Source organism: Arsenicicoccus cauae (genome assembly GCF_043162025.1).
GTDB classification, from domain to species: Bacteria; Actinomycetota; Actinomycetes; order Actinomycetales; family Dermatophilaceae; genus Arsenicicoccus; species Arsenicicoccus cauae.
Genome location: NZ_CP171001.1, coordinates 2,471,847 through 2,498,079 on the forward strand (window position 1 = coordinate 2,471,847; position 26,233 = coordinate 2,498,079).

Here is a 26,233-nt window from a genome sequence, read left to right on the forward strand (position 1 = left end):
ACGGCACCACCGTATGACGGGGCGGCTCGGGGTGAGGTCAGTCGGACCAGCGGAAGAAGCGGGCCGCCGCGGCGCTGAGGACCGCGGCCCAGACCAGCAGGACCAGCAGGGGCTGCAGCGGCAGACCGTGGTGCTCGAACGCAGAGCGGAAGCCGTCCCCCAGGGCGGCGGACGGCAGGTAGGACACCAGGCGGGACCACGGCTCCGGCAGCGTCGAGCCGGGGATGAGGATGCCGCCCAGCCCGAGCATGAGGACCCAGACGAGGTTGGCCAGCGCCAGGGTGGCCTCGGCGCGCAGGGTGCCGGCGAACAGCAGCGCGAACCCGACGAAGGTCGTCGTCCCGAGGCACCAGAACACGACGAAGGGCAGCACACCCACGACGTCGGGACGCCAGCCGAGGAGCAGCCCGACCACGGACAGCACGGCGAACTGGATCACCTGCACCACCATCACCGCGATGACGCGGGCGAGGACCAGGCCGCCCTTGCCGAGCGGCGAGGCACCGAGCAGCCGCAGCACGCCGTAGCGGCGGTCGAAGCCGGTCTGGATCGCCTGGCCGGTGAACGCGCTCGACAGCACCGCCAGGGCCAGCACGCCGGGCACGACCACGTCGACGCGCCGACCGGGCCCGAGGTCGGGCCAGGGCGCGAGAACCCCGCCGACGAGCGCGAGGGCCGGCAGGACGATCGACACGAGCGTCTGCTCGCCGTTGCGCAGGAAGGTGAGCGTGTCGAAGGTCGCCTGGGCGCGGACGCGCGCGGCGGTGGGTGCGGGGCGGCTCATCGGGCCTTCCTCGTCAGCTCGAAGTAGACGTCCTCCAAGGACCGGCCCGCGCACAGGTCGGCGGGGGCGCCCTCGCCGACGACGTGCCCGTCGCTGATCACGACGAGGTGGTCGGCGAGCCGCTCTGCCTCCTCGAAGGAGTGGGTCGTGACGACGACCCCGACCCCGCGGTCGCGCGTCTCGCGGACGAGGTCCCACACGTCGAGCCGTGCGTGCGGGTCGAGGCCCGCCGTCGGCTCGTCGAGAAAGACCACCTCGGGACTGCCGACGAGCGCCGCGGCGAGGGCCACGCGCTGCCTCTGCCCGCCCGACAGGCGGCGGACCGTCGTGCCGGCGAACCGGTCGATCCCCAGGCGCGAGACGAGGTCGTCGACGGGCGCCGGGTCGGCATACAGGCGGGACAGGTGTCGCAGCAGAGCGACCGGCCTGGCACCGTTGGGCAGCCCGCCGTCCTGGAGCATGACGCCGACGCGGGCCCGGTGCTCGGCCGAGGCGTCCCACGGGTCGGTGCCGAGCACGCGAGCCACGCCGTCGTCCGGCCGCTGGAGGCCCTCGAGGATCTCCATGGTGGTGGTCTTGCCGGCGCCGTTCGGCCCCAGGACCGCCGTCACGCGACCGAGCTCGGCGCTCCAGGTCATGTCGTCGACGGCGCGCACCGAGCCGAAGCTCCTGCGCAGCCGCTCGGTGGTCACCGCTACCGTCACGGACGGCGAGTGTACGCGCGATCCCCGGACAGCCCCGAGGCCCCCCGGCCGGCGACCGCCGGATAGGCAAGCCTTGGTAGATGCTCCCAGGGAATTAGGTAACATCGGTGTTGTGTTTATCGGACATGAGGCTGACGTGACGGGTACCCAGACCCCGCAGCGCTCCCGGACCGTCGAGGCGGTGCGGGATTCCGGCACGCGCGGCCGCGTCCAGCAGTTCGTCTCCGAGCACGGTCCGATCACCGCCGCCGCCATCGCCGAGCGGCTGGGCGTCACGACCACCGCCGTGCGTCGCCATCTGGACGCCCTCACCGACGCGGGGCTGATCGAGGAGCACGCCAGCGCCCCGGCCATGCGGGGCCGGGGGCGTCCGGCGCGCGCCTTCGTCCTGACCACCGCCGGGCACCAGGCCCTCGACAGCTCGTACGACGACGTCGCCACCTCCGCCCTGCGCTACCTGTCCGAGCAGGTGGGGGAGCATGCCGTCGAAGCCTTCGCCCACCAGCACGTCGCGTCCTTCGAGGACCGCTACCGTGCCCGGGTCGAGGCGGCCGGCGACACGCCGGAGGCGCGCTCCCGGGTCCTTGCCGAGGCGCTCACCAGGGACGGGTATGCCGCGTCCAGCCGCCCCCTCACGCTGGCGGACGGCTCGACGACGCTGGGCGTCCAGCTGTGCCAGGGCCACTGTCCCGTCCAGCAGGTCGCGTCCGCGTTCCCGCAGTTCTGCGAGGCGGAGCAGCAGGCCTTCTCGCGGCTGCTCGGCGTCCACGTCCAGCGCCTGGCGACGCTGGCGCACGGCGAGCACGTGTGCACGACCTTCGTGCCCCTCAGCGCACTCACCAGCGACGCACTCACCAACGACGCACTCACCGACGACCACCCCACCCACCCCGACGAAAGGTCCGAGCGATGACCACCAACATCGAGGAGCTGAACCCCGGCCTGCAAGGTCTCGGCCGGTACGAGTACGGCTGGGCCGACAGCGACGTCGCGGGCGCAACCGCCAAGCGCGGCCTCAACCCCGGCGTGGTGCAGGACATCTCGTCGCGCAAGAACGAGCCGCAGTGGATGACCGACCTGCGGATGAAGTCGCTGCGACTGTTCGACAAGAAGCCCATGCCGAGCTGGGGCAGCGACCTCACGGGCATCGACTTCCAGAACATCAAGTACTTCGTGAAGTCCACGGAGAAGCAGGCGACCACCTGGGACGAGCTGCCCGAGGACATCAAGGCCACCTACGACAGGCTCGGCATCCCCGAGGCCGAGAAGCAGCGCCTCATCGCGGGCGTGGCGGCGCAGTACGAGTCCGAGGTCGTCTACCACCAGATCCGCGAGGACCTGGAGGAGAAGGGCGTCATCTTCGTCGACACCGACACGGGTCTGCGTGAGCACGAAGACATCTTCAAGGAGTACTTCGCCAGCGTGATCCCCGCCGGCGACAACAAGTTCGCGGCGCTCAACACCGCGGTCTGGTCGGGCGGGTCGTTCATCTACGTCCCGCCGGGCGTCCACGTGGACATCCCGCTGCAGGCCTACTTCCGCATCAACACCGAGAACATGGGCCAGTTCGAGCGGACGCTGATCATCGCGGACGAGGGCTCCTACGTGCACTACGTCGAGGGCTGCACGGCGCCGATCTACAAGTCGGACTCGCTGCACAGCGCCGTCGTGGAGATCGTCGTGAAGAAGAACGCCCGCGTGCGCTACACGACCATCCAGAACTGGTCCAACAACGTCTACAACCTCGTCACCAAGCGCGCCACCTGCGAGGCCGGCGCCACCATGGAGTGGGTCGACGGCAACATCGGCTCCAAGGTGACGATGAAGTACCCCGCCGTCTTCCTGCTCGGCGAGCACGCCCGGGGCGAGACGCTGTCGATCGCCTTCGCGGGCGAGGGCCAGCACCAGGACGCCGGGGCCAAGATGGTCCACGCCGCGCCGCACACCTCCAGCTCCATCGTCTCCAAGTCGGTGGCGCGTGGCGGCGGGCGGACGTCATACCGCGGTCTGGTCCAGGTCGCGGAGGGTGCGCACGGCTCCCGGAGCAACGTGCGCTGCGACGCCCTCCTCGTCGACGACATCTCCCGCTCGGACACCTACCCGTACGTCGACGTCCGCGAGGACGACGTGCAGATGGGCCACGAGGCGACGGTGTCCAAGGTGAGCGACGACCAGCTGTTCTACCTCATGTCCCGCGGGATGTCCGAGGAGGAGGCCATGGCCATGATCGTGCGCGGGTTCGTCGAGCCCATCGCGCGCGAGCTGCCCATGGAGTACGCCCTCGAGCTGAACCGCCTGATCGAGCTGCAGATGGAAGGAGCCGTCGGCTGATGCCGGTCGAGCTGAAGTCACCCCCCACCGCCCCGACCGTGGCCGGCGTGCCCGAGGCCTATGTCCCGGACCAGTCCCGCGGTGAGCGACGCACGTCCTTCGACCTGGCGGACTTCCCGGTCCCCCACGGCCGCGAGGAGGAGTGGCGCTTCACCCCCGTCGACCGCCTGCAGGAGCTGTTCGAGCAGGCGCCGTCCGACGTCGCCGGGATCAAGACCGACATCCAGGTGCCGGCGGGCATCAAGGTGTCCGAGGTCCCGGCCGGCGACCCCCGGCTCGGCACGGTCCTCACGCCTGCCGACCGCGCCTCGGCCGCCGCCTGGACCTCCTTCGCGGACGGCCACGTGGTGCAGATCCCCCAGGGTCGTGAGTTCGGCGAGGCCGCCCGCCTCACCGTCCGCGGGTCCGACCAGGCGCGCATCAACGGTCACCTGGTCATCGACGCCGGAGCGCACTCCAGCGCCACCGTGTTGCTGTCGCACCAGGGCTCGGCGCGGTGCACCGCCAACGTCGAGATCCGCGTCGGCGACGGCGCGCACCTCACGGTCGTCACGGTGCAGGAGTGGGACGACGACGCGATCCACCTGGCTCAGCACGACGTGCTCGTCGGTCGGGACGCGACCCTCAAGCACATCGCGGTCACTCTCGGCGGCGAGATCGTGCGGGTGTCCACCAACGTGCGGTATGCCGGCCCCGGCGGCAGCGCCGAGTGCCTCGGCGTCTACTTCACCGACGAGGCGCAGCACCAGGAGCACCGGCTGTTCGTCGACCACGAGGCGCCGCACTGCACCTCGAACGTCGAGTACCGCGGTGCCCTGCGCGGCGACACCGCCCACTCCGTGTGGGTCGGCGACGTCCTCATCCGCGCGGCGGCCGAGGGCACCGACACCTACGAGCTCAACCGCAACCTCGTGCTGTCCGAAGGCGCCCGCGCGGACTCGGTCCCCAACCTCGAGATCGAGACCGGCAACATCGTCGGCGCCGGTCACGCGGCCGCGACGGGCCGGTTCGACGACGAGCAGCTGTTCTACCTCCAGGCGCGCGGCATCCCCGAGCGCGAGGCGCGCCGCCTGGTGGTGCACGGCTTCTTCGCCGACATCATCAACCGGATCGGCGTGACCGACACCCAGGCCCGCCTGATGGAGGTCATCGACCGCGAGCTCGCGGACTCCGTGGACGCGGCCTTCGAGAGCGCCCCGCGCGCGGCCGAGGGGGTCGGCGCGTGAGCTACGAGGTCGTCTGCCAGGTCGAGGACATCCAGGTGGGCCGCGTGGCGGCCGCCGTGGTGGACGGCGTGACCATCGCGCTCGCCCGCACGGGCGACCGTGAGTTCCACGCCGTCAACGACACCTGCACGCACGCCAACGTGTCGCTCTCGGAGGGCGAGCTCGACGGCTGCCAGCTGGAGTGCTGGCTGCACGGCAGCTCATTCGACCTGCGTACCGGCGAGCCCAACACCCTGCCCGCGACCGTGCCGGTCGCGGTTTACCCCGTCACGCTCGACGGCGACGACGTCCTCGTGGACGTCCACGGATCCGTCGAGCAGCGCGTCAGCGCCCAGCCCGCCAGCAAGGAGAACTGAACCCATGGCCACTCTGCAGATCACCGACCTGCACGTCTCGGTCGACACCGAGCAGGGCTCCAAGGAGATCCTCAAGGGCGTCGACCTCACGGTCCGCTCGGGGGAGACGCACGCGATCATGGGACCCAACGGGTCCGGCAAGTCCACCCTCGCCTACGCGATCGCCGGCCACCCCAAGTACACCGTCACGAGCGGCTCGGTCACCCTGGACGGCGAGGACGTCCTCGCGATGAGCGTCGACGAGCGGGCCCGCGCCGGCCTCTTCCTCGCGATGCAGTACCCCGTCGAGGTGCCCGGCGTCACGGTCTCCAACTTCCTGCGCACCGCCAAGACCGCGGTCGCCGGCGAGGCCCCCAAGCTGCGCACCTGGATCAAGGACGTCAAGAACGCCATGGCCGACCTCAAGATGGACCCGGCGTTCGCCGAGCGCAACGTCAACGAGGGCTTCTCCGGCGGAGAGAAGAAGCGCCACGAGATCCTCCAGATGGAGCTGCTCAAGCCGTCCTTCGCGGTCCTCGACGAGACCGACTCCGGCCTCGACGTCGACGCGCTCAAGATCGTCTCGGAGGGCGTCAACCGGGTGCGCTCCGGCGGTGACATGGGCGTCCTGCTCATCACGCACTACACGCGCATCCTGCGCTACATCCAGCCCGACTTCGTCCACGTCTTCGTCGACGGCAAGGTCGTCGAGGAGGGTGGCCCCGAGCTCGCCGACCGGCTCGAGGACGAGGGCTACGACCGTTTCGTCAACGCCCCGGCACCGGCGGTCGCGCCCGCCGGGGCCGCGCAGGTCTGATGAGCACGCCCTTCACCCCGCAGGAGTCGGCCCGCATCCGGGCCGACTTCCCGATCCTCGCGCGCACCGTGCGCGGCGGCAACCCGCTCGTCTACCTCGACAGCGGAGCCACCTCGCACAAGCCGTCGCCGGTGATCGAGGCGGAGCGGCGCTACTACGAGACGGTCAACGCCGGCGCCCACCGCGGCGCGCACCTGCTCTCGGAGGAGGCGACCGACGCCTACGAGGGCGCCCGCGCCACGGTCGCGCGATTCGTCGGGGCGCCGACGCCGGACGAGATCGTCTTCACCAAGAACGCCACCGAGTCGCTCAACCTGGTGGCCTACGCCTTCAGCAACGCCGGCTTCGACGGCGCCATGGACGGCGTGGATCCCGCTGTGGCGCAGCGGTTCTCGATAGGTCCCGGTGACGAGATCTGCATCACCGAGATGGAGCACCACGCCAACCTGGTGCCCTGGCAGGAGCTCGCCCGCCGCACCGGAGCCACCCTGCGCTGGCTCGGCGTGACCGACGACGGGCGGCTGGACCTCGGCGACCTCGACGAGGTCGTCAACGAGCGCACCAAGGTCCTGGCGTTCACCCACGTGTCCAACGTGCTCGGCACCATCAACCCGGTGCAGACCCTCGTCGCCCGCGCCCGGGAGGTCGGCGCCCTCACCGTCCTGGACGCGTGCCAGAGCGTCCCGCACCTCGGGGTCGACGTCCAGGAGCTCGGGGTCGACTTCGCGGCCTTCAGCGGACACAAGATGCTCGGCCCCACCGGGGTCGGGGTTCTGTGGGGGCGCAGGGAGCTGCTCGCCGCGATGCCGCCGTTCATCACCGGAGGCTCGATGATCGCCGTGGTGCGCATGGAGCAGACCACGTACGCCGCTCCGCCGCTGCGGTTCGAGGCCGGCTCGATGAACGTCGCGCAGGCGGTCGGTCTCGCCGCGGCGTGCGACTACCTCGACCAGCTCGGCCTGGACCGCGTCCACGCCCACGAGTCGATGCTGGCCGAGCGGCTCCTCGCCGGTCTGGCGCGGCGTCCGTGGGTGCGGGTCGTCGGCCCGACCACCATGGAGGACCGCGGCTCGTCGGTGGCCTTCGTCGTCGAGGGGGCGCACGCCCACGACGTCGGGCAGGTCCTGGACGACCAGGGCGTCGAGGTGCGCGTCGGGCACCACTGCGCGTGGCCGCTGCACCGGCGGATGCGCGTGGCGGCGACCACGCGGGCGAGCTTCGCGCCGTACAACACCCCGGAGGAGGTCGACGCCCTGCTCGCGGCGCTCGACAAGGTCCCCGCGATCTTCGGGCTGGACGTCGCGCAGGAGCAGGAGGCGAGCTGATGGACCTCTATCAGGAGCTCATCCTCGACCACTCCAAGCGACCCCGGCACCCCGGGCTGCGCGAGCCCTACGAGGCCGAGGTGCACCACGTCAACCCGACGTGCGGCGACGAGGTGACGCTGCGCGTCCACGTCGACCACGCCGACGGCGCGCCGGCCCAGATCACCCTCCAGGACGTGTCCTACGACGCGCTCGGGTGCTCGATCTCGATGGCCAGCACCTCGGTGCTCGCCGAGGAGTGCATCGGTCGCCCGCTGTCGGAGGTGTTCGAGACCTACGGCGCCATGCGGCACATGCTGACCAGCAAGGGCGCCGACCCGGGCGACGAGGAGGTCCTCGGCGACGGGGTGGCCTTCGCCGGCGTCGCGCAGTACCCCGCCCGCGTGAAGTGCGCCCTCCTCGGATGGACCGCCATGGTCGACGCCCTCGCCCAGGCCGGCGTCGACATCTCCAGCACCAGCCAGACCAGCAAGGAGTCCTAAACATGAGCGACCAGACCAGCACCATGCCCCCCAACGTCGCGGACGTCGAGGAGGCCATGCGCGACGTCGTCGACCCCGAGCTCGGCATCAACGTCGTCGACCTCGGCCTCGTCTACGGCATCACCGTCGACCAGCAGGCGGGCGCGATCATCGACATGACGCTGACCTCCGCGGCATGCCCGCTGACCGACGTCATCGAGGACCAGACGGCCCAGGCCCTCGAGGGCCTGGTCGCCGACCACCGCATCAACTGGGTGTGGATGCCGCCGTGGGGCCCCGACAAGATCACCCCGGACGGTCGCGAGCAGCTGCGCGCGCTCGGCTTCAACGTCTGAGACCACCCGCGAGGCCCCCTCGCCCCACGCCGAGCGTGGGGCGAGGGGGCCTCGTGCGCTTCAATGGGCCCTATGACGACGCCCCCCGCCGACCGCGAGGTCCTCACCGACGCCTGGATCGACTTCCCCTGGTCGGTCGAGCCCTCCGTCACCAGGGCCTGAGCCGGGCTCGTGGCCCCCGGCTGCGCCCCCGGGCGTGTCCTCGACGTCGACCCCGACCGACTGACGGCCTGGGTCGGGGGCTTCCTCGACCGCCACGGCCCGGCGCGGTGGAGCCACGACGGCGCGACGGTCATCGTGCGGGCCGGCGACGGGGCGGTGGCCCGCCTGGACGCCCTCGACCCGGCGGGCAGCGAGCGCGTCTCGTCCCTGCGCACCCTGGTCGGGTGGCCGGGTCCGCCACCGCGGCTCGCCCTGGTCCTCGTGCGCCGGGGCCGGTATGCCGTGGGGCTCGCCGACGGCGAGGGCCTGCTGGCGCACACGGCGGGGAGCCGCTACGTGCAGTCCCGCACGGCGGCGGGCGGGTGGTCGCAGCAGCGCTACCAGCGGCGGCGCGGCAACCAGGCGGACGCGCTGGTGCGCCACGTGGCGGACGAGATCGTGCGCCTCGCGGAGCCCCTCGGACCCGGCTGGGCCCGCGCGGTCGTCCTCGGCGGAGACCGCGGGCTGGCCGAGCAGGTGCTGCACGACCCGCGCCTCGCCACCTGGCGGGGACTGCCGAGGCAGGGGGCGTTCGGCATACCGGACCCGACGCACGCGATCCTGCGCGCGGAGCTGAGGCGGGCGCGCGGGGTGCGCGTCACCGTCGTGGAGCCGAGCGGCAGGGCCCCGTCCGGCGGTGGCATGGTGGAGGGCATGACCGGAGAGACGATGTCCCATGCCCGTGAGCTGATCCCCGCCGCCGCGGCCGCGGTGACCGACCTCGTGGAGCGGATTCCCGCCGACGCGTGGGACCGCCAGAGCCCCTGCGAGGACTGGACCGTCCGCGACGTCCTGGGCCACCTGACCAGCGAGCACCTGTGGGCGCCACGGCTGCTCGGGGGCGAGACGGTGGAGCAGGTCGGCGACGCCTACGACGGCGACCTGCTCGGCGACGACCCTGCGGAGGCCTGGCGGACGGCGCAGACGCGCTCGGTGCTGGCCTTCGGCGCGGTCGAGGACGACGACCAGGAGGTGTCGGTGAGCTCGGGCTCGATCCCCGTGCAGGAGTATGCCTCCCAGATGCTCGTCGACCTCACGGTGCACGCCTGGGACCTCGCCCGCGGCGCCGGGGTCGACGTCACGCTGGTGCCCGCGGCCGTGGACGAGTGCCTCGCCTACGCCAACCGCACGACCTCGGGCGGGGGCGTCGAGGGGACCTTCGACGCGCCGGTGTCCACGAGCTCGCGCGACCGCACCGACCAGCTCGTGGCGCTGCTCGGGCGCGACCCCGGCTGGCGCGGCTGAGGACGGCGGCGTCCTGGCCGAGATCGTCTGGGTGACCGCGTTCGTCGACGTGCCGGCGAGCCGGATGACCATGGCGGCCGACTCCTGGTGCGCCGTGACGGGCACGAGTCGTGGCACGTGATGCGGGACCCCGCGGGCCTGACCTGCTGCCTCACCCGCCGGGACCCCGTCACGGGCCGGGGCCAGGGGCGGCTAGGTGAGCGGGCGGCGACCCCGCGGAGAGAGCTCGCGCAGCGTGGAGGCGGTCGCGACGGCCGCGGTCGCCGCCTCGTGGCCCTTGTCCTCGCGCGACCCGGGCAGCCCCGCGCGGTCGATCGCCTGGGCGTCGTCGTCGCAGGTCAGCAGCCCGAACCCGATGGGGATGCCGCTCGTCACGGCGACCCGCGTGAGGCCATCGGTCGCCGCGCTGCACACGTAGTCGAAGTGTGGCGTGCCCCCGCGGACCACGACGCCGAGGGCGACCAGGGCGTCATACGAGGGTGCCAGGCGCGCGCAGGCCACCGGCAGCTCGAAGGAGCCCGGGACCCGGACGAGATCCACGTCGGTGACGCCGGCCTCCTCCAGGGCTCGGCGGGCGCCGTCGAGCAGACCGTCCATGACCGTGTCGTGCCAGGACGACGCGACGATCGCGACGCGCAGCCCGGCGCCGTCGACGGTGAGCGAGGGGGAGCCGTGGCCGGCCATGTCATGCCTCCTGGGCGAGCTGGTGGGTGGGGGAGGTCGCTCGGCGCAGGTGCCGGACCAGCGCGGCGATGGTGACGACCGGCAGGTCGTGCGCGGCACCGAGGGCGACGACGTCGGGGGTCCGCATCATCTCGCCGGTGTCGTGGACGAGCTCGGCGATGGCACCGACGGGGGACAGACCGGCGAGCCGGCACAGGTCGACGGCGGCCTCGGTGTGCCCCGGTCGCGCGAGGACGCCACCGTCACGCGCGCGCAGCGGCACGACGTGGCCGGGCCGGATCAGGTCGGTGGGCAGCGAGCCGGGGTCGGCCAGCGTGCGCACGGTGGCGGCGCGGTCGGCGGCGCTGATGCCGGTGGTGACCCCCGCCGCGGCGTCGACCGTCACGGTGTAGGCCGTCCGCAGGCTGTCCTCGTTGCGCTCCACCATGAGCGGCAGCTCGAGCCGGTCGGCCCAGTCGTCGGGCATCGGCGCGCAGACGTAGCCGGACGTGTGCCGGATCGTCCACGCCAGCCACTCGATGGTCAGGGTCTGCGCGGCGAGGACGACGTCGCCCTCGTTCTCCCGGTCGACGTCGTCGAGGACCAGGACCGGACGTCCCCCGCGCAGCGCCCGCAGGGCGTCCTGGATGGGTGACTCGACGAACATCACTGTCCTCCTGGGTGATCGAGGTGATCGAGGTGATCGAGGTGATCACGGTGGTCGAGGTGATCGACGGGCTCGAGGGTGATGCGGACGTCTCCGTCGAGGACGGCCACGTCGGTGGTCGCGAGCCGGTGGGCGTCCGCGATGGTGGCGACCCCGAGGTCACCCACGGCGGCCGCGCCCGAGCCGAGCAGCGCGGGTGCGACATACGCCACCACGCGGTCGACCACACCGGCGCGCAGCCAGGCCGCCGCCGTGGTGGGTCCGCCCTCGAGCCACACGTGACGCACGTCGAGCTCGTGCAGGGTCGCGAGGACCAGGTGCGGGTCGCGCTCGCGGACGAGCAGGCTCGAGGCGCCGTCGTCGAGCACGCGGGCGGTGGGCGGTATGTCGCGCCGGCCCACCACCACGCGCAGGGGCTGACGCTCGTGGTGGGACCCGTCGGCGTCGCGCACCGTCAGGCGCGGGTCGTCGGCGAGGACGGTGCCGGTGCCGACCACGATCGCCCCGGCGGTGGCGCGCAGCCGGTGCACGTCGGCGCGGGCCGCGGGGCCGGTGATCCACTGGCTGCTGCCGTCGCGCGCCGCCGAACGGCCGTCGATGGTGGCGGCGAGCTTCCAGGTCACGAAGGGCCGCCCGTGGGTCATCGCGTGCGCGAACGCCTCGACCAGCGCGTCCGCCCCCTCGACCGGCACCAGGTCGCACCGGATGCCGGCCGACCGCAGCGTCTGCGCGCCCCCGACGGCCACGGGGTTGGGGTCCGGCAGGGCGTAGGCGACGCGCCGGATCCCCGCCCCGACCAGGGCCTCGGCGCACGGACCGGTCCTGCCGGTGTGGTTGCACGGCTCCAGCGACACGTAGGCCGTGCCCCCGCGCGTGTCGTGCCCCGCCGCACGCGCCTCGGCGAGAGCGACGAGCTCGGCGTGCGGGGTGCCGGCGCCGCGGTGCCAGCCCTCGCCGATCACCTCGCCGTCACCGCCCAGCAGGACGCAGCCCACCCGCGGGTTGGGGTCGGCTGCGGGGCCGTTGGCGGCCAGCGCCACGGCTCGGCGCATCAGCACGAGGTCCCGCTCGGCGTCGTCGTGGTGACGCCTATGCGCATCGCCCCGGTCGTCGGCGGCGGTCTGGCCGCTCATCTCGTCCCTCTCGCTCGCTGCTGGTGCGCGCGCTCCGGGGGATGACGCTGACGGGCGACCACGGCGGCCCGCCGGCATACGGCCTGCCGCAGGATGCCCTGCGTCGAGGCACCCTCGCGGGGCACCTCTCGTGCTGCCTCCCATCCGGACTTTCACCGTCGGTCCTGGAGTTCCACCAGGTCAACCGCCCACCTCTGGGAGGTGGTCGGGTCGCGGACTGTCACCGCCGGCTCGGAATTGCACCGACCCCGGAGCACGTGCCCCAAGTCTGCCACAGGCACCCATGAGGACCTGGGTCACCGCAGGTGCGAGGGTGTCGGTGCCGGTGCCGCGGAGGTCCTCGGTGCGCCCGGCGGGCAGCACCTCATGGCGGGCTGGCACCGCGCTGACCTGTCGCCGGTCTCGTCCGGCGGCGTCGCCGCGGGAGTTCCTGGGGGCCGAGCTGAGCGCGCTGACCAGTCGGTCGAGTCGGTCCAGACGGTCGGACTGACCGGGCAGACCGGTCAGAGCGGTCAGACCGTCCAGACCGGTCAGTCCAGCAGCCGCCCGATCGTGGTCGGCAGGTCGGCGAGCGAGGCGATCACTGCGCCGGCCCCGGCCTCTCGCAGCGCCCGCGTGTCGTGCGCTCCCGACACGACGGCGATGCCGGTCGCGCCGGCGAGGGACGCGGCGTGCATGTCAGCCACGTGGTCACCGACGTAGAACGCCGCGTCCTCCTCGCGCAGCGGGATCGCCTTCTGCTCACCGAAGTGGTCTCCGTAGTACGCGTCCACGAGGTCACCCAGGCCGGCGTCGACCAGGGCCACGTCGACGACGGGGTGGTGCTTCGCGGACACGACGACGACCCGGAAGGCGTTGTCGCGCAGCCACTCCAGCGCCTCGCGTGCGCCGGGCATGGGCCCCGCCTCGCCCGGCCGCTCCTCGTCGTACGCGCGCCGGTAGAACGGCACGAACTCGGCGGGGTCGGTCCCGGGTGCCACGCGCTGCAGGATCTCCTCCAGCGGGTAGCCGAACCACGGCGTGAACGCAGCGGCCTGGACGTCGGGGATCCGCATGGCGCGGAAGGCCGATCGGAAGGACTCCACGATGCGTTCGGTGGAGTCCACAAGGGTCTGGTCGAGGTCGAAGCCGACGGTGCGGGTCGTCATACGCTGATCCTCTCTCACCGGCCGACGGAGGACGCATGCTGCAGACCGACCTGCCCCGTGACTGGTGGAAGTCCGTCGTCGTCTACCAGATCTATCCGCGGTCCTTCCAGGACAGCGACGGCGACGGCGTCGGTGACCTGCGCGGGATCATCGGTCGCCTGGACCATCTGCAGCACCTCGGCGTCGACGTGCTCTGGCTCAGCCCCGTCTACCGATCGCCGATGGACGACAACGGCTATGACATCAGCGACTACCAGGACGTCGACCCGGTGTTCGGGACGCTCGCGGACCTGGACGAGCTCATCGCGGCGGCGCACGAGCGCGGCATACGGCTGGTGATGGACCTGGTGGTCAACCACACGAGCGACGAGCACGCGTGGTTCGTCGAGAGTCGCGCATCCCTCGACAGCGACAAGCGCGACTGGTACCTCTGGCGCGACGAGCCCAACAACTGGGAGTCCTTCTTCTCCGGGTCGGCCTGGGAGCTGGACGAGGCGACGGGGCAGTACTACCTGCACCTGTTCAGCCGCAAGCAGCCCGACCTCAACTGGGAGAACCCGCAGGTCCGCCAGGCGGTGCACGCGATGATGCGCTGGTGGCTGGACCGCGGGGTCGACGGCTTCCGGATGGACGTGATCAACCTCATCAGCAAGACCCCCGGCCTCCCCGACGGCGAGCAGGCACCTGGCGCGGCCTTCGGCAACGGCTTCCCCCTCGTCGCGTGCGGCCCTCGCCTGGAGGAGTTCCTGCAGGAGATGCACCGTGAGGTGTTCGCCGACCATCCCCACGCCTATCTGACCGTGGGGGAGATGCCGGGCGTGACGGTGGAGCAGGCCCGGCGCTACACCGACCCCGCCAACGGGGAGGTCGACATGGTCTTCCAGTTCGAGCACGTGGACCTCGACGGCGGGCCGGGCGGCAAGTTCGACGTGCAGCCCCTCGACATGCCGCGCCTGCGGGAGTCGCTCATGCGCTGGCAGGTCGGCCTCGCGGAGACCGGCTGGAACTCGCTCTACTGGGACAACCACGATCAGCCGCGCGCCGTGTCCCGCTTCGGGGACGACGACCCCGTCTGGCGGGAGCGGTCCGCCAAGACGCTGGCCACCGTCCTGCACCTGCTGCGGGGCACCCCCTACGTCTACCAGGGCGAGGAGCTCGGCATGACCAACAGCCACTTCGCCACGATCGCGGACTTCCGCGACATCGAGTCGCTCAACTACTTCGAGGCGCGCCAGCACGGCCACGCGGACCCCGAGGCGCTGCTCGAGGGGCTTCGCGACAAGGGGCGCCACAACGCCCGCACCCCCATGCAGTGGGACGACTCGCCGCGCGCCGGCTTCACGACCGGCACGCCGTGGATCGAGGCCAACCCCGACCACACCGAGATCAACGCGGCGGCCCAGGTCGAGGACCCCACCTCGGTCTTCACGCACTACCAGCGCCTGATCGCCCTGCGCCACGCCGACCCGGTGGTCGCGCACGGGTCGATCCAGCCGCTGACCATGGACCACCCCGACCTGTGGGCCTACTCGCGGTCGTACGACGGCGCGCAGCTGCTCGTCCTGGCCTCCTTCACGCGCGCGCCGCTCCCGGTGCCGGACGAGCTGCTCGAGGGCTGGGGCGACGCCGAGGCCGTCCTGACGACCAGCGACCAGGCCCTCGTCCGAAGTCCCGACGGAGCCGCCACCCTGGCCGGGTGGGAGTCCGTGGTCCTGCGCCGCGTGGTGCGCTGAGGACGCCCCGAAGGCCCCTACCCCCGGGAGGGGGCGGGGCCTTCGGCATACGGCGTGGCGACCCTGGGAGGGTCGGCCGGGTCACTCCACCCGGTCGACCGCGAAGGTGTTGCAGGCCTGCAGGCTGCCCTTGGTGTAGCCGGTCATGAACCAGCGCTGACGGGCCTCGGAGGACCCGTGGGTCCAGGACTCGGGGTTGACCTGGCCGGAGCCCATCTTGGACTGGATGTTGTCGTCACCGACGGACTTGGCCGCGGACAGAGCCGAGTCGATGTCCTGCTGGGTCAGCGGCTCGAGGAAGGGCTGGCCGGACTTGTCGGGGACGGTCGAGGCGTCCTTGGCCCACATGCCGGCGAGGCAGTCGGCCATGAGCTCGACCCGGACGCCGCCGGACTGCGGGCCCTGCGGGTCCTGCTGGGCGCGCTGGAGCAGGCCGAGCTGGTTCTGGATGTGGTGGCCGTACTCGTGGGCCACGACGTACTCCTGCGCCAGGGCGCCGCTGTCGGCGCCGAAGTCGCGGGTGAGGGTGTTGAAGAACGAGGCATCGATGTAGACCTTGCGGTCCGACGGGCAGTAGAAGGGCCCGACCTGGTTGGAGGCCGTGCCGCAGGCGGACTGGGTGCGACCGGTGTAGAGACTCATGTGGGCGGTCGTGTAGTTGTGGCCGGCCTGCTCGGGGAGGGTCTTCTTCCAGTACGCCTCGACGGAGTTCTTGGTGCCGATCACGCGGCACTGCACGTCGTTGTTGGCGTCGGCGCCGGTCTTGCACTTGGCGAAGGCGTCCTCGCTGCCCGACCGCTGGGTCTGCTGCGGGCCGGGCTGCATACCCATCGAGCCGGGGTCGATGTTGCCGCCACCGCACATGTTGAGCAGCAGCACGACGACCAGGCCGAGCAGGCCGAGGCCTCCGCCACCGCCGATGATCATGCCACCCGGGCTCATGCCCCCGCCGCCGCTGCCCGAGTCGACGCCGGAGGTGTCGAGCTGGGATCCCTCGTTGAAGCTCATCCTTGCTCCTGACTCGTGATCGTCCGCCGCCCTGACGTGGGGGATCGCGTGGGGGGCGGGCCGAAACCTGCCCGTAGACTAACCCGGTTGCCCCGCCGAGACGGGGCGATCCGGGGCGGCCCACCGCCGACCGGATACCCGCCGCCGCACCATCTATCCCGAGGGGCCCTGCCACGTGATCGCCGCGACCGACATCGAGCTGCGGGCCGGGGCTCGCATCCTCATCGAGAGCGCCTCGTTCCGCGTGGGTGCCGGCGACCGGATCGGTCTGGTCGGGCGCAACGGCGCCGGCAAGACCACGCTCACCAAGGTGCTGGCGGGGGAGGGGCAGCCCGCCGGTGGCTCGGTGACCCGGTCCGGCACGGTCGGCTACCTGCCGCAGGACCCCCGCACCGGCGACCTCACCGTGCTGGCCCGCGACCGCATCCTGTCCGCGCGCGGTCTCGACGTGATCGTGCGCAAGCTGCGCGAGACCGAGGGGGCGATGGCCAGCGCAGACGTCGAGACCCACGAGGCGGCGATGGAGCGCTACCCCAAGCTGCAGGCCCGCTTCGAGGCTGCCGGGGGGTATGCCGCGGAGTCCGAGGCCGCCACCATCGCCTCGGCCCTGGGTCTGGACCAGCGCATCCTCGGCCAGCCCCTGTCGACCCTGTCCGGTGGTCAGCGACGCCGCGTGGAGCTGTCGCGGATCCTGTTCTCCGGCAACGAGACCCTGCTCCTCGACGAGCCGACCAACCACCTCGACGCCGACTCCATCGTCTGGCTGCGCGACTACCTCAAGGCCTACAAGGGCGGGCTGATCGTCATCAGCCACGACGTCGACCTGCTCGACCAGGTGGTCAACAAGGTCTTTCACCTCGACGCCAACCGCGCGGCCATCGACCAGTACTCCCTGGGCTGGAAGGCTTATCTCGCCCAGCGCGAGACCGACGAGAAGCGTCGCAAGCGCGAGCGCGCCAACGCGGAGAAGAAGGCCTCCACCCTGCTCGCCCAGGCGGCCAAGATGGGCGCCAAGGCCACCAAGGCCACCGCCGCGCACAACATGGCCCGCCGCGCCGAGCGGATGCTGAGCGGCCTGGAGGGGGAGCGGCAGCAGGACAAGGTGGCGCACCTGCGCTTCCCGGACCCGGCGCCGTGCGGCAAGACCCCTCTCATGGCCCGCGGCCTGTCGCGCAGCTATGGCTCGCTCGAGGTCTTCACCGACGTGGATCTGGCCGTCGACCGCGGCTCCAAGGTCGTCGTCCTCGGTCTCAACGGCGCCGGCAAGACAACCCTGCTGCGCATGCTCGCGGGCGTCGACGAGCCCGACACCGGCGAGGTCCTTCCCGGTCACGGGCTCAAGATCGGCTACTACGCCCAGGAGCACGAGAACCTCGACACCGCCCGCACCGTGCTGGACAACATGAAGTCCGCCGCCCCCGACCTCGGCGAGACGGACGTCCGCAAGGTCCTCGGGTCCTTCCTGTTCAGCGGCGAGGACGTGGACAAGCCCGCGGGCGTCCTCTCCGGTGGGGAGAAGACGCGCTTGTCGCTAGCGCTGCTCGTCGTGTCCAGCGCCAACGTGCTGCTGCTCGACGAGCCCACCAACAACCTCGACCCCGCCTCGCGCGAGGAGATCCTCGGTGCGCTGCGGACCTTCACGGGCGCGGTCGTCCTGGTCTCCCACGACGAGGGTGCCGTCGAGGCCCTCGAGCCGGAGCGGGTCCTCGTCCTGCCCGACGGGGTCGAGGACCTGTGGGGCCCGGAGTACCTCGAGCTCATCTCCCTGGCCTGACCTTAAGGCGGGCGGCGGCTCGCGCGGCCGGGCCGGGTCCGTGCGCTAGACAGCCCTGGCTGGGACCATCGACGTATGCGTTCCTACTGCGCCCTGTACGTCGACGTCGGCTATCTCCTGTGCTCCAGCGCCACGCGCGTCACCGGCACCTCGCTGCGGGGAGGCGTCCGGGTCGACCACCAGGCGCTCATCCAGCGGCTCCTCGCGCAGGTCGAGGCGGACAGCGGGCTGCCGCTGCTCCGCGTGAACTGGTACGACTCCGGCGGCAACGTCAACGGGGCGCCCAACACCTCGCAGCTGGCCATCGGGATGCTGCCGCGGGTCAAGCTGCGGCTCGGCCGCCTGTCCCCGGCCGGCGAGCAGAAGGGCGTCGACCTGCGGCTCGGACTGGACCTGGTGAGGCACGCCCGCAACCGCATCGTCGACGTCCTGTACCTCCTGTGCGGGGACGACGACCTGACCGAGGCCGTCGAGGAGGCCCAAGGACACGGCGCGCAGGTCATCCTCGTCGGCGTCCCGGACGCCGAGGGGCGCCCCCACGCGGTGGCCCGGCACCTGCAGCGGGAGGCCGACGGGCTGATCCTGGTCGACGCCGCAGCGATCGACGAGACCGTCCACCGGGCGCCCATGTCCGAGCCCCGCACCGCCTCCGCGACCGTCCCAGCTGCCGGACCGGCCACCGGACCTGCCTCCGGACCTGCCACCGGCCCGGTCCCCTCGCCCGCGGACCTCGCCTCGCGCCCCCGACCCGCCATACCGGCCGGCCACCCAGCGCCCGCCGCTCCCACCGCCCGTGTCCCACCCGCCGCCTTCGATCGGCCCTCGCTGGTCTACTCCTCGACCACGGGGCGCCCCTCGGAGCTGCATGGCCCCGCGCCCCTGGTCGCGACGCCGGAGCAGATCGACGAGGTGTGCCGCAGCGTCATCAGCACCTGGAGCGCGTCCGCCGACGAGGCCCAGCAGCAGGCGTTGTTCGCGGGGCGACCCACGATCCCCTCCGAGGTCGACCGTGCGCTGCTCATGGACCTGTCCGCCCGGCTGGGCGTCTACGAGATCAGCGAGTCCGACCGGCTCACGCTGCGTCACCGCTTCTGGGACGTGGCCGAGGAGCTGGTCGGCAGGCCGACGTCGTGACACCGACCCAGCGCTAGGGTCTGGGCATGACCGATCACCCCCACCTGCGCGTCACCGTCGACGACGAGCGGCAGGTCCTCACCGTCACCCTCGCCAACCCCGAGGAGCGCAACGCCCAGACGCCGTCGCTGTGGTACGCCCTGGCGGCGGTGGGGGAGGCCGTGGGCGACGACATACGGGTCGTCGTGCTGCGGGCCGAGGGGGCGAGCTTCTCCGCGGGGCTGCACCGCGGGATGCTCTCGCCGGGCGGTATGCCGGGCGAGCCGCACCTCGTGGCCCAGGCCACGAGCGCTGCCGCCGACACGGCGGAGCTGATCGCCGGGTTCCAGCGGGCGTTCCGGGTGTGGCAGGAGATGCCTCAGGTCGTCGTCGCCGCCGTGCAGGGACACGCCATCGGGGCGGGCTTCCAGCTCGCGCTGGCCGCCGACCTGCGCGTGTGCGCCGACGACGTGCAGCTCGCCATGCGCGAGACCAGCCTCGGCCTGGTGCCGGACCTCGCGGGCACGCGACCGCTGGTGGCCTGCGTCGGCTACGCTCGGGCGCTGGAGATCTGCGCCACCGGGCGGTTCGTGGGGGCGGCGGAGGCGACCGCGATCGGCCTGGCCACCGTGGCCGTGCCGCGCGCCGAGCTCGACGCCACGACCGACGACCTCGTCCAGGCCCTGCTCGACGCACCGGCCGGGGCGCTGCGCGAGCTCAAACCGCTGCTGCGCTCGGCGACCGACACCTCGGCGGACGAGCAGCTGCGGCGCGAGCGCGAGGCGCAGGTCCGGCGGCTGGCGGCGCTGGCCCGAGGCGATGGCTGACGCGACGAGGAGCATCACATGAGCGGACCCGGCATGGGCAACTGGCAGATGATGCGGTCCCTCACCAAGGACTCCTCGGTCAAGGACCGTCGCCTGGCGCCCGGCACGGCCCGCCGCGTCCTCGGCTACGCCGACCGCTACCGCGGCCAGATCGCCGTCTTCCTCGTCCTCATCCTGGTCGACGCCGCGCTGGTGGTCGCGACCCCGCTGCTGCTGGGCAAGGTCGTCGACGACGGCGTCATCCCGGGCAACCGGTCGGTCGTCGTCACGATCGCGGTGGTCCTGGCCGGTCTCGCCCTGGTCGACGCCGCGCTCGCGCTGGTGCAGCGGTGGTATTCCGCCCGCATCGGCGAGGGCCTGATCTACGACCTGCGCACCCAGGTCTTCTCGCACGTCCTGGACCAGCCGATCGCGTTCTTCACCCGGGCCCAGACCGGCGCCCTCGTGACCCGTCTCAACTCCGACGTCATCGGCGCCCAGTCGGCGTTCACCTCGATCCTGTCGACCACCGTGAGCAACCTCGTGTCGGTCGTCTTCATCGTCGCCGCCATGGCCTCGAAGTCCTGGGTCCTCACCCTCGCCTCCCTCGCTCTGCTGCCGGTCTTCATGCTGCCCGCCCGGGTGATGGGGCGTCGGCTGGCGGGGCTGCAGCACGAGTCGATGGGGCTCAACGCCGAGCTCGGGACCCGCATGACCGAGCGGTTCAACGTCGCGGGGGCCTTGCTGGTCAAGCTGTTCGGTCGCCCACGGGACGAGTCGCAGCAGTATGCCGACCGCGCCGCCAAGGTCCGCGACATCGGCATCCGAATCGCCCTCAACCGGACGTTCTTCTTCACCGGGCTGACCTTCGTGGCGGCGCTCGCTACGGCCGTGGTCTATGGCGTCGGCGGGCTGATGGCCATCGACGGGTCGCTGTCCGTCGGCGCCCTGCTCGCACTGGCGGCGCTGCTGAGCCGGCTCTACGGGCCGCTCACCGCCCTGTCCAACGTGCGGGTCGACGTGATGACGGCGCTGGTCAGCTTCGAGCGCGTCTTCGAGGTGCTGGACCTGCGGCCGCTGGTGCGCGAGGTCGAGCACCCGCGTGCGATCCCGGCCGAGGCCGTCTCGGTGGAGCTCGAGGACGTCGTCTTCGCCTACCCCTCCGCCGACGAGATCTCGCTGGAGTCCCTCGAGCAGGGCAGCGCGACGGGGGACCGCGCGGGCGGTGGTCCGGTGCTGCGAGGCGTCTCGTTCCGGGTCGAGCCGGGCCAGCTCGTCGCCCTCGTCGGGCCGAGCGGCGCAGGCAAGACCACCATCACCTCCCTGGTGGCCCGCCTCTACGACCCCACCTCGGGGAGGGTGCGCGTCGGCGGCGTCGACCTGCGGGAGGCGTCCTTCGACTCCCTGCACGAGGTCGTCGGCATGGTCACCCAGGAGGCGCACCTCTTCCACGACACCATCCGCGCCAACCTCGACTACGCCCGCCCCGGCGTCACCGACGAGGCCGTATGGCAGGCCCTGCGTGCCGCCCAGGTCGCCTCGCTCGTGGAGTCCCTGCCGGAGGGTCTGGACACCGTGGTCGGCGACCGGGGCCACCGTCTCTCCGGCGGCGAGAAGCAGCGCCTCGCCATCGCCCGGCTGCTGCTCAAGGGCCCCGGCCTGGTGATCCTCGACGAGGCGACGGCACACCTGGACAGCGAGTCCGAGGCCGCCGTCCAGAGGGCCCTCGACTCGGCCCTGCACGGCCGGACGGCGATGGTGATCGCCCACCGCCTGTCTACGGTGCGCGGCGCTGACCTGATCCTCGTCGTCGACGGGGGTCGGGTCGTGCAGCAGGGCACCCACGCCGAGCTCCTCGAGCGGGGCGGCCTCTACGCCGAGCTCTACCGCACGCAGTTCACCGACTGACGCCCGCCCTCGCGGAAGGTCGCGCCGAGCCGCCCCCGCACCGCGCCGACGTAGTCCCGTCCGACGTGGTCACGTTCGGCACCGCCCTCGGCGCCGCGCCGCTCGATGGCCTCGTCGCTCACTCGTCCTCCTCGTCCCAGATCCGGACCTTCTTGGGCCTCGGTGGTCTGGTCGCCGTGGCGCGACCGCGCCGAGCGGACGCGCCGGGCGTCCCTCCCGCCGCGACCCCCGGGCCCGCTGCCGCCGAGCCGGTCTCCTCCAGGTGCTCGCGGCGGGCGGCATACAGCACCATCGCGATCGCCACGAGGCCGAAGAGCCACCACTGCCCGAAGTAGGACACGTTGTTCCAGCCCTCGTCGCGGTCCGGGCCGCCCGGCGCGGCGAGCCCGGTGGACGGGTCGCCGGCCTTGACCGAGCCCTCGGAGCCGAGCACCAGGTAGGCGTGGTTGACCGTCCCGCCGATCTCCCGCTGCGCGACGGTGTAGTTGATGGAGGCGAGCTGCCCCTTGGCCGGTGGCCGGTCGAGGTCCTGCTCGCCCCAGCGCAGCCACCCGGTCACCGTCACCTCGCCCTTGGGCGCCGGGGGGACCGTGGGCAGGTCGGCCGCCGCGCCGCTGCCGGCCGAGATCCAGCCACGGTCCACGAGCAGCGTCGAGCCGTCCGGCAGGCGCAGCGGCCAGACGACCTCGTAGCCGCGGTCCCCGTCGCGGGGGCGGTTCCGCACGAGGAGGGGGGACGCGCCGTCATACGTGCCGGTCGTCGTCACCGACCGCCACAGGGTGGCCTCGGTGACACCGCTCGTGGGGGTCGGCAGGATGGTCCGCAGCGGCACCGGCTCCGCGGCGTAGTTGCGGTCGATCGCCCGCACCGTCGCCTGCTTGTGCTCGTAGCGACCGAGCTGCCACTGCCCGAGCCAGACGCAGGCGAGCATGAACGCGAAGGCTCCGGCCAGGGCCCTGAGCCAGCGCGGCTTGCGCAGGGTCTGGATCACTGAATACTTCCCGTGGAAATTCCGTGGCGGCACGTCGGACGCATAGTGTTGAGCCTATGACGACTCTCCCGGATCCCCGCGTGCGCCCGGCGCTCGTCGACGGATTCGGCCGGGTGGCACGGGATCTGCGCGTCTCGGTCACCGACCGGTGCAACCTGCGCTGCACCTACTGCATGCCCGCCGAGGGGCTGCCGTGGATGCCGAGGCCCGAGATGCTCACCGACGACGAGCTGGTCCGGCTGGTGCGGGTGTTCGTGGAGCTGGGGGTCACCAAGGTCCGGCTGACCGGGGGCGAGCCGCTGCTGCGCCGCTCGATCGTGGACGTGGTGCGCCGCATCGCCACCCTCGAGCCGCGCCCGCAGATCGCCATGACCACCAACGGGGTCGGCCTCGCGCGCGTCGCCAAGGACCTCGCCGAGGCCGGCCTGGACCGGGTCAACGTCAGCCTCGACACGATCGACGAGCAGGTCTTTCGCGACCTCACCCGGCGCGACCGGCTGGCCGACGTCGAGGCCGGTATGACGGCCGCTGCCGCGGCGGGCCTCACGCCCGTCAAGGTCAACGCCGTCGCCATGCGGGGCATCAACGACGAGGGCGTCGCGGACGTGCTGGGCTGGTGCCTGGACCGGGGCTACGCGCTGCGGTTCATCGAGCAGATGCCGCTGGACGCCCAGCACGGCTGGGAGCGGGCGCAGATGGTGACGGCCGACGAGTTGCTGGCCCGGCTGTCCGAGCGGTTCGAGCTGCGGGCCCGACCCGAGTCGGCGCGGGGGAGCGCGCCCGCCGAGCTCTACGACGTCGTCGGCCACCAGGACCTCGAGGGCCGGCAGGCCACCGTCGGGATCATCGCCAGCGTCACGCGGCCGTTCTGCGGCGACTGCGACCGCACCCGGCTCACCGCCGACGGCCAGGTCCGCAACTGCCTCTTCTCCCGCACCGAGACCGACCTGCGGACACCGCTGCGCGACGGTGCCACCGACGACGAGCTCACGGCCCTGATCACGGGGGAGATGCGGGTCAAGCGGCGCGGCCACGGCATCGGCGACCCCGACTTCGAGCAGCCCGACCGCCCGATGTCCGCGATCGGCGGCTGACCCACCTGCGCCGACTGGTCACTTCCCGTGCGGCTCGACCTCGCGCAGGAACCCCCGCATCGACAGGAACTGCGACAACGACGCCTTGTGCTCCTCGCAGGCCAGCCACACCTTGCGGCGGTCAGGGGTGTGCAGGGACGGGTTGTTCCAGCGCAGCTGCCAGGTCCCGTCGGCGCGGCAGCCCTTCGCCGAGCACCGGTCTCCCGTCACCCGGCACCGTCCTGCGACCGGTCCTCAGACCGGTCCTCAGACCGCACCTGCGGCCGGTCCTCGACCGAGCCCTCGATGGCGTCCTGCGACCAGGTGCCGGGCGGCAGGGCGCGCTGCTGGTGGTCCACGGCCTGGATCTGGCCCTCACCGCTGCGGTCGACGGCGTTGGCCAGGACCACCGCGACATACGGCAGGAAGACCGCGCCCACGACGAACGCCCACCGCAAGGGGTGGTCGACCACGACGAACAGCACGAAGCACACGGTGCGGATCGACATCGAGATGAGGTAGCGGCGGGTGCGCTCGGCCCGGTCCTGCGCGGGGGACTTCCGCGCCGAGGTGACGGTGTGCACCGTCGAGTGGGAGGGGGAGGAGCTGGCCACCGATCAAGCCTACGCTCGTTCGCCGGACAGGCCGTCCGTGCGCCTCGACGAGCATCCCGACCGACCGCACCGACCGCCCCGACCCAGCCCCCCTTTCGATGAGCGCTACCGCGCGGTAGTCCGCTAGCGTCGGCGGGAACCCGCAGGCCCCACTGGTGAGGAGCACCATGACCACCGACCGTCCCGAGCCACGCACCGTCCTGGTCACCGGAGGCAACCGCGGCATCGGCCTCGCGATCGCGCGGGCCTTCGTGGCGCAGGGCGACAAGGTGGTCGTCACGAGCCGGTCCGGCGAGGCCCCCGACGGGCTGCAGGCCGTGCAGGGCGACGTCACCCGCACCGAGTCGGTCGACGCAGCGTTCACGGCGGCCGAGGAGCTGCTGGGCGGACCGATCGAGGTCGTCGTCGCCAACGCCGGCGTCACCAAGGACACGCTGCTCATGCGCATGAGCGACGAGGACTTCGACCAGGTCGTCGACACCAACCTCGCCGGCGCCTTCCGGTGCGCCCGTCGCGCCTCCAAGGGCATGATCAGGCTCCGCCGAGGTCGCCTGATCTTCGTCTCCAGCGTGGTCGGGCTCTACGGCAGCCCGGGGCAGGCCAACTACGCCGCCTCCAAGTCCGGGCTCGTCGGCCTCGCGCGGTCCATCACGCGCGAGCTCGGCGGCCGAGGCATCACCGCCAACGTCGTCGCCCCCGGCTTCGTCGAGACCGACATGACGGCCGTGCTCCCCGAGGACACGGTCGCGGGCTACAAGAAGGCCATCCCCGCCGGCCGCCTCGGCTCCGCCGACGAGATCGCCTCCGCCGTCACCTTCCTCGCCTCGCCGGGCGCGTCCTACATCTCCGGCGCCGTGATCCCGGTCGACGGTGGCCTCGGCATGGGCCACTGAGCACCCCCGCGAGACCCGACCCCGCGAGACCCGACCCCGCATCCGTCATACGAAAGGACCTGTCCCATGGGCATGCTCGACGGCAAGAAGTTTCTCGTCACCGGCGTCCTGATGGACTCCTCCATCGCCTTCCACGTGGCGCGCATCGCGCAGCAGGAGGGCGCGGAGGTCATCCTCACCAGCTTCGGCCGCACGATGAAGATCACCCAGACGATCGCCAAGCGCCTCCCGCAGACCCCGCCGGTCATCGAGCTCGACGTGGCCGACCAGGAGCATCTCGACACGCTCGCGGAGCGGTTGGGCGAGCACACCGACCGGCTCGATGGCGTGCTGCACTCCATCGGCTTCGCGCCCCAGGGTGCCTTCAGCTTCCTCGACGCGACGTGGGAGGACGTGTCGACGGCGCTGCAGATCTCGGCCTACTCCCTCAAGTCCCTGGCCGTCGCGTGCGAGCCGCTCATGACCGACGGCGGCTCGATCGTCGGGCTCACCTTCGACGCGAAGTTCGCCTGGCCGGTCTACGACTGGATGGGCGTCGCCAAGGCTGCCTTCGAGTCGACCAACCGCTACCTCGCGCGTGACCTGGGCCCCAAGGGGATCCGCTGCAACCTGGTGGCCGCCGGCCCGATCCGCACGACCGCGGCCAAGTCGATCCCGGGCTTCGAGCAGTTCGAGCGCGTGTGGGACGACCGCGCGCCCCTCGGCTGGGACGTGAAGGACCCCGAGCCTGCGGCCAAGGCCTGCGCCGTGCTGCTGTCCGACTGGTTCCCCGCGACGACGGGCGAGATCGTCCACGTCGACGGCGGCGTCCACGCGATGGGTCAGTGACTCAGGCCGTATGACGCAGCGCCTGCCGCCTCGCGGGGAGCCCCCTCGATACGGGCGGGTGACCGTGCGTTCTACCGGTCTGCGGGCGGTCCCGGA

The 26,233-nt window shown here is 72.2% G+C and carries 27 protein-coding genes, 1 pseudogene and 1 riboswitch; of the genes and pseudogenes, 17 read left to right on the forward strand and 11 right to left on the reverse strand.

Features of this window, described 5'->3' with window-relative positions; translation table 11 throughout:
- Window positions 1–37: 37 nt before the first annotated feature.
- Together ACF3NS_RS11525 and ACF3NS_RS11530 are read right to left on the reverse strand one after the other, a co-directional pair.
- The gene (locus tag ACF3NS_RS11525) at window positions 38–784 is read right to left on the reverse strand and encodes an ABC transporter permease (RefSeq protein ID WP_392466174.1); all 747 of its coding nucleotides are present in this window, start codon (window positions 782–784) and stop codon (window positions 38–40) included.
- Window positions 781–1,488, reverse strand: coding sequence for an ABC transporter ATP-binding protein (locus ACF3NS_RS11530; RefSeq protein ID WP_195849242.1), 708 nt, complete (start codon window positions 1,486–1,488; stop codon window positions 781–783). Before ACF3NS_RS11530 ends, ACF3NS_RS11525 begins: the two co-directional genes overlap by 4 nt.
- A gap of 136 nt (window positions 1,489–1,624) precedes the next feature.
- Between ACF3NS_RS11530 and ACF3NS_RS11535 the strand changes: the two genes are divergently transcribed.
- The 9 genes from ACF3NS_RS11535 to ACF3NS_RS11575 all read left to right on the forward strand — a co-directional run bounded on the left by ACF3NS_RS11535 (window position 1,625) and on the right by ACF3NS_RS11575 (window position 9,785).
- Window positions 1,625–2,401 carry a helix-turn-helix transcriptional regulator gene (locus ACF3NS_RS11535; RefSeq protein ID WP_392466176.1) on the forward strand — a complete coding sequence of 259 codons (777 nt, stop codon included), beginning with the start codon at window positions 1,625–1,627 and terminating at the stop codon, window positions 2,399–2,401.
- Window positions 2,398–3,819 (forward strand): Fe-S cluster assembly protein SufB, encoded by a 1,422-nt coding sequence (gene sufB / locus ACF3NS_RS11540; RefSeq protein WP_154594183.1) that lies wholly within the window; start codon window positions 2,398–2,400, stop codon window positions 3,817–3,819. The genes ACF3NS_RS11535 and sufB overlap by 4 nt, the downstream gene beginning before the upstream one ends.
- A complete protein-coding gene (gene sufD, locus ACF3NS_RS11545; protein ID WP_392466178.1) occupies window positions 3,819–5,045 on the forward strand; it encodes a Fe-S cluster assembly protein SufD in 1,227 nt (408 codons plus the stop codon). Before sufB ends, sufD begins: the two co-directional genes overlap by 1 nt.
- Window positions 5,042–5,401 (forward strand): non-heme iron oxygenase ferredoxin subunit, encoded by a 360-nt coding sequence (locus tag ACF3NS_RS11550; protein WP_288797441.1) that lies wholly within the window; start codon window positions 5,042–5,044, stop codon window positions 5,399–5,401. Before sufD ends, ACF3NS_RS11550 begins: the two co-directional genes overlap by 4 nt.
- Before the next feature lie 4 nt (window positions 5,402–5,405).
- Window positions 5,406–6,197: a Fe-S cluster assembly ATPase SufC gene (sufC, locus tag ACF3NS_RS11555; RefSeq protein ID WP_154594185.1), complete on the forward strand. Its 792-nt coding sequence runs from the start codon at window positions 5,406–5,408 to the stop codon at window positions 6,195–6,197.
- On the forward strand, window positions 6,197–7,522 hold the full coding sequence (locus ACF3NS_RS11560) for a cysteine desulfurase (protein ID WP_392466179.1): 1,326 nt from the start codon (window positions 6,197–6,199) through the stop codon (window positions 7,520–7,522). Before sufC ends, ACF3NS_RS11560 begins: the two co-directional genes overlap by 1 nt.
- Complete coding sequence (gene sufU / locus ACF3NS_RS11565; RefSeq protein WP_154594187.1) at window positions 7,522–8,004, forward strand: Fe-S cluster assembly sulfur transfer protein SufU; 483 nt, start codon at window positions 7,522–7,524, stop codon at window positions 8,002–8,004. Before ACF3NS_RS11560 ends, sufU begins: the two co-directional genes overlap by 1 nt.
- 2 nt (window positions 8,005–8,006) lie before the next feature.
- Window positions 8,007–8,339, forward strand: a complete 333-nt coding sequence (locus tag ACF3NS_RS11570) for a metal-sulfur cluster assembly factor (protein ID WP_154594188.1) — start codon at window positions 8,007–8,009, stop codon at window positions 8,337–8,339.
- A 171-nt stretch (window positions 8,340–8,510) separates the two neighbouring features.
- Window positions 8,511–9,785: an acVLRF1 family peptidyl-tRNA hydrolase gene (locus ACF3NS_RS11575; protein WP_311966692.1), complete on the forward strand. Its 1,275-nt coding sequence runs from the start codon at window positions 8,511–8,513 to the stop codon at window positions 9,783–9,785.
- Between the two features lie 192 nt (window positions 9,786–9,977).
- Here ACF3NS_RS11575 and ribH read toward each other — a convergent pair whose 3' ends face one another.
- The 4 genes and pseudogenes from ribH to ACF3NS_RS11595 all read right to left on the reverse strand — a co-directional run bounded on the left by ribH (window position 9,978) and on the right by ACF3NS_RS11595 (window position 13,396).
- Window positions 9,978–10,469: a 6,7-dimethyl-8-ribityllumazine synthase gene (gene ribH, locus ACF3NS_RS11580; protein ID WP_154594189.1), complete on the reverse strand. Its 492-nt coding sequence runs from the start codon at window positions 10,467–10,469 to the stop codon at window positions 9,978–9,980.
- Window positions 10,470–10,509: 40 nt separating this feature from the next.
- Window positions 10,510–11,115: pseudogene (gene ribB, locus ACF3NS_RS11585) on the reverse strand (3,4-dihydroxy-2-butanone-4-phosphate synthase); the annotation flags it as partial.
- The gene (ribD, locus tag ACF3NS_RS11590) at window positions 11,115–12,248 is read right to left on the reverse strand and encodes a bifunctional diaminohydroxyphosphoribosylaminopyrimidine deaminase/5-amino-6-(5-phosphoribosylamino)uracil reductase RibD (protein WP_392466183.1); all 1,134 of its coding nucleotides are present in this window, start codon (window positions 12,246–12,248) and stop codon (window positions 11,115–11,117) included. The gene ribD and the pseudogene ribB, both read right to left, overlap by 1 nt.
- Window positions 12,249–12,374: 126 nt before the next feature.
- Window positions 12,375–12,509: riboswitch (FMN riboswitch) on the reverse strand.
- Window positions 12,510–12,778: 269 nt separating this feature from the next.
- Window positions 12,779–13,396, reverse strand: a complete 618-nt coding sequence (locus tag ACF3NS_RS11595; RefSeq protein ID WP_289032358.1) for an HAD family hydrolase — start codon at window positions 13,394–13,396, stop codon at window positions 12,779–12,781.
- A 35-nt stretch (window positions 13,397–13,431) separates the two neighbouring features.
- Between ACF3NS_RS11595 and ACF3NS_RS11600 the strand changes: the two genes are divergently transcribed.
- Complete coding sequence (locus ACF3NS_RS11600) at window positions 13,432–15,129, forward strand: alpha-glucosidase (protein WP_392466185.1); 1,698 nt, start codon at window positions 13,432–13,434, stop codon at window positions 15,127–15,129.
- Between the two features lie 81 nt (window positions 15,130–15,210).
- Here the strand turns inward: ACF3NS_RS11600 and ACF3NS_RS11605 are convergent, their stop codons facing one another.
- Window positions 15,211–16,137: a neutral zinc metallopeptidase gene (locus ACF3NS_RS11605; protein ID WP_392466187.1), complete on the reverse strand. Its 927-nt coding sequence runs from the start codon at window positions 16,135–16,137 to the stop codon at window positions 15,211–15,213.
- 175 nt (window positions 16,138–16,312) lie between these two features.
- Between ACF3NS_RS11605 and ACF3NS_RS11610 the strand changes: the two genes are divergently transcribed.
- From ACF3NS_RS11610 to ACF3NS_RS11625, 4 genes are all read left to right on the forward strand, one after another.
- Complete coding sequence (locus ACF3NS_RS11610; RefSeq protein WP_311966693.1) at window positions 16,313–17,911, forward strand: ABC-F family ATP-binding cassette domain-containing protein; 1,599 nt, start codon at window positions 16,313–16,315, stop codon at window positions 17,909–17,911.
- Window positions 17,912–17,986: 75 nt separating this feature from the next.
- The gene (locus tag ACF3NS_RS11615; protein WP_154594194.1) at window positions 17,987–19,045 is read left to right on the forward strand and encodes an NYN domain-containing protein; all 1,059 of its coding nucleotides are present in this window, start codon (window positions 17,987–17,989) and stop codon (window positions 19,043–19,045) included.
- A gap of 26 nt (window positions 19,046–19,071) precedes the next feature.
- Entirely contained in the window at window positions 19,072–19,851 is a 780-nt protein-coding gene (locus ACF3NS_RS11620) for an enoyl-CoA hydratase/isomerase family protein (protein ID WP_154594195.1), read from the forward strand.
- Between the two features lie 18 nt (window positions 19,852–19,869).
- Entirely contained in the window at window positions 19,870–21,738 is a 1,869-nt protein-coding gene (locus ACF3NS_RS11625) for an ABC transporter ATP-binding protein (RefSeq protein WP_392466191.1), read from the forward strand.
- Here ACF3NS_RS11625 and ACF3NS_RS11630 read toward each other — a convergent pair.
- Both ACF3NS_RS11630 and ACF3NS_RS11635 read right to left on the reverse strand, forming a co-directional pair.
- Window positions 21,714–21,860 (reverse strand): hypothetical protein, encoded by a 147-nt coding sequence (locus ACF3NS_RS11630; protein ID WP_154594196.1) that lies wholly within the window; start codon window positions 21,858–21,860, stop codon window positions 21,714–21,716. The two genes, ACF3NS_RS11625 and ACF3NS_RS11630, sit on opposite strands and share 25 nt — an antisense overlap.
- Window positions 21,857–22,729 (reverse strand): SURF1 family protein, encoded by an 873-nt coding sequence (locus ACF3NS_RS11635; protein WP_392466193.1) that lies wholly within the window; start codon window positions 22,727–22,729, stop codon window positions 21,857–21,859. The genes ACF3NS_RS11630 and ACF3NS_RS11635 overlap by 4 nt, the downstream gene beginning before the upstream one ends.
- 56 nt (window positions 22,730–22,785) lie before the next feature.
- Here ACF3NS_RS11635 and moaA point away from each other — a divergent pair, with 56 nt between their 5' ends.
- Window positions 22,786–23,823, forward strand: coding sequence for a GTP 3',8-cyclase MoaA (moaA, locus tag ACF3NS_RS11640; protein ID WP_288798289.1), 1,038 nt, complete (start codon window positions 22,786–22,788; stop codon window positions 23,821–23,823).
- An 18-nt stretch (window positions 23,824–23,841) separates the two neighbouring features.
- Here the strand turns inward: moaA and ACF3NS_RS11645 are convergent, their stop codons facing one another.
- Window positions 23,842–24,033: an acetone carboxylase gene (locus tag ACF3NS_RS11645; RefSeq protein ID WP_154594199.1), complete on the reverse strand. Its 192-nt coding sequence runs from the start codon at window positions 24,031–24,033 to the stop codon at window positions 23,842–23,844.
- Window positions 24,030–24,416 carry a DUF3099 domain-containing protein gene (locus tag ACF3NS_RS11650; protein WP_288798288.1) on the reverse strand — a complete coding sequence of 129 codons (387 nt, stop codon included), beginning with the start codon at window positions 24,414–24,416 and terminating at the stop codon, window positions 24,030–24,032. Before ACF3NS_RS11650 ends, ACF3NS_RS11645 begins: the two co-directional genes overlap by 4 nt.
- Before the next feature lie 167 nt (window positions 24,417–24,583).
- Here ACF3NS_RS11650 and fabG point away from each other — a divergent pair, with 167 nt between their 5' ends.
- Both fabG and fabI read left to right on the forward strand, forming a co-directional pair.
- Window positions 24,584–25,309, forward strand: a complete 726-nt coding sequence (gene fabG, locus ACF3NS_RS11655; RefSeq protein ID WP_288798287.1) for a 3-oxoacyl-ACP reductase FabG — start codon at window positions 24,584–24,586, stop codon at window positions 25,307–25,309.
- Window positions 25,310–25,375: 66 nt separating this feature from the next.
- Entirely contained in the window at window positions 25,376–26,137 is a 762-nt protein-coding gene (fabI, locus tag ACF3NS_RS11660) for an enoyl-ACP reductase FabI (RefSeq protein ID WP_154594201.1), read from the forward strand.
- Window positions 26,138–26,233 lie beyond the last annotated feature (96 nt).

What these genes read in the sequence shown, in the direction of transcription:
- ACF3NS_RS11525 (WP_392466174.1), bottom strand. Translation starts at nt 784, where the DNA reads ATGAGCCGCCCCGCACCCACCGCCGCGCGCGTCCGCGCCCAGGCGACC.
- sufB (WP_154594183.1), top strand. Translation starts at nt 2,398, where the DNA reads ATGACCACCAACATCGAGGAGCTGAACCCCGGCCTGCAAGGTCTCGGC.
- sufD (WP_392466178.1), top strand. Translation starts at nt 3,819, where the DNA reads ATGCCGGTCGAGCTGAAGTCACCCCCCACCGCCCCGACCGTGGCCGGC.
- sufC (WP_154594185.1), top strand. Translation starts at nt 5,406, where the DNA reads ATGGCCACTCTGCAGATCACCGACCTGCACGTCTCGGTCGACACCGAG.
- ACF3NS_RS11560 (WP_392466179.1), top strand. Translation starts at nt 6,197, where the DNA reads ATGAGCACGCCCTTCACCCCGCAGGAGTCGGCCCGCATCCGGGCCGAC.
- sufU (WP_154594187.1), top strand. Translation starts at nt 7,522, where the DNA reads ATGGACCTCTATCAGGAGCTCATCCTCGACCACTCCAAGCGACCCCGG.
- ACF3NS_RS11570 (WP_154594188.1), top strand. Translation starts at nt 8,007, where the DNA reads ATGAGCGACCAGACCAGCACCATGCCCCCCAACGTCGCGGACGTCGAG.
- ribH (WP_154594189.1), bottom strand. Translation starts at nt 10,469, where the DNA reads ATGGCCGGCCACGGCTCCCCCTCGCTCACCGTCGACGGCGCCGGGCTG.
- ribD (WP_392466183.1), bottom strand. Translation starts at nt 12,248, where the DNA reads ATGAGCGGCCAGACCGCCGCCGACGACCGGGGCGATGCGCATAGGCGT.
- ACF3NS_RS11595 (WP_289032358.1), bottom strand. Translation starts at nt 13,396, where the DNA reads ATGACGACCCGCACCGTCGGCTTCGACCTCGACCAGACCCTTGTGGAC.
- ACF3NS_RS11600 (WP_392466185.1), top strand. Translation starts at nt 13,432, where the DNA reads ATGCTGCAGACCGACCTGCCCCGTGACTGGTGGAAGTCCGTCGTCGTC.
- ACF3NS_RS11605 (WP_392466187.1), bottom strand. Translation starts at nt 16,137, where the DNA reads ATGAGCTTCAACGAGGGATCCCAGCTCGACACCTCCGGCGTCGACTCG.
- ACF3NS_RS11615 (WP_154594194.1), top strand. Translation starts at nt 17,987, where the DNA reads ATGCGTTCCTACTGCGCCCTGTACGTCGACGTCGGCTATCTCCTGTGC.
- ACF3NS_RS11620 (WP_154594195.1), top strand. Translation starts at nt 19,072, where the DNA reads ATGACCGATCACCCCCACCTGCGCGTCACCGTCGACGACGAGCGGCAG.
- ACF3NS_RS11625 (WP_392466191.1), top strand. Translation starts at nt 19,870, where the DNA reads ATGAGCGGACCCGGCATGGGCAACTGGCAGATGATGCGGTCCCTCACC.
- moaA (WP_288798289.1), top strand. Translation starts at nt 22,786, where the DNA reads ATGACGACTCTCCCGGATCCCCGCGTGCGCCCGGCGCTCGTCGACGGA.
- fabG (WP_288798287.1), top strand. Translation starts at nt 24,584, where the DNA reads ATGACCACCGACCGTCCCGAGCCACGCACCGTCCTGGTCACCGGAGGC.
- fabI (WP_154594201.1), top strand. Translation starts at nt 25,376, where the DNA reads ATGGGCATGCTCGACGGCAAGAAGTTTCTCGTCACCGGCGTCCTGATG.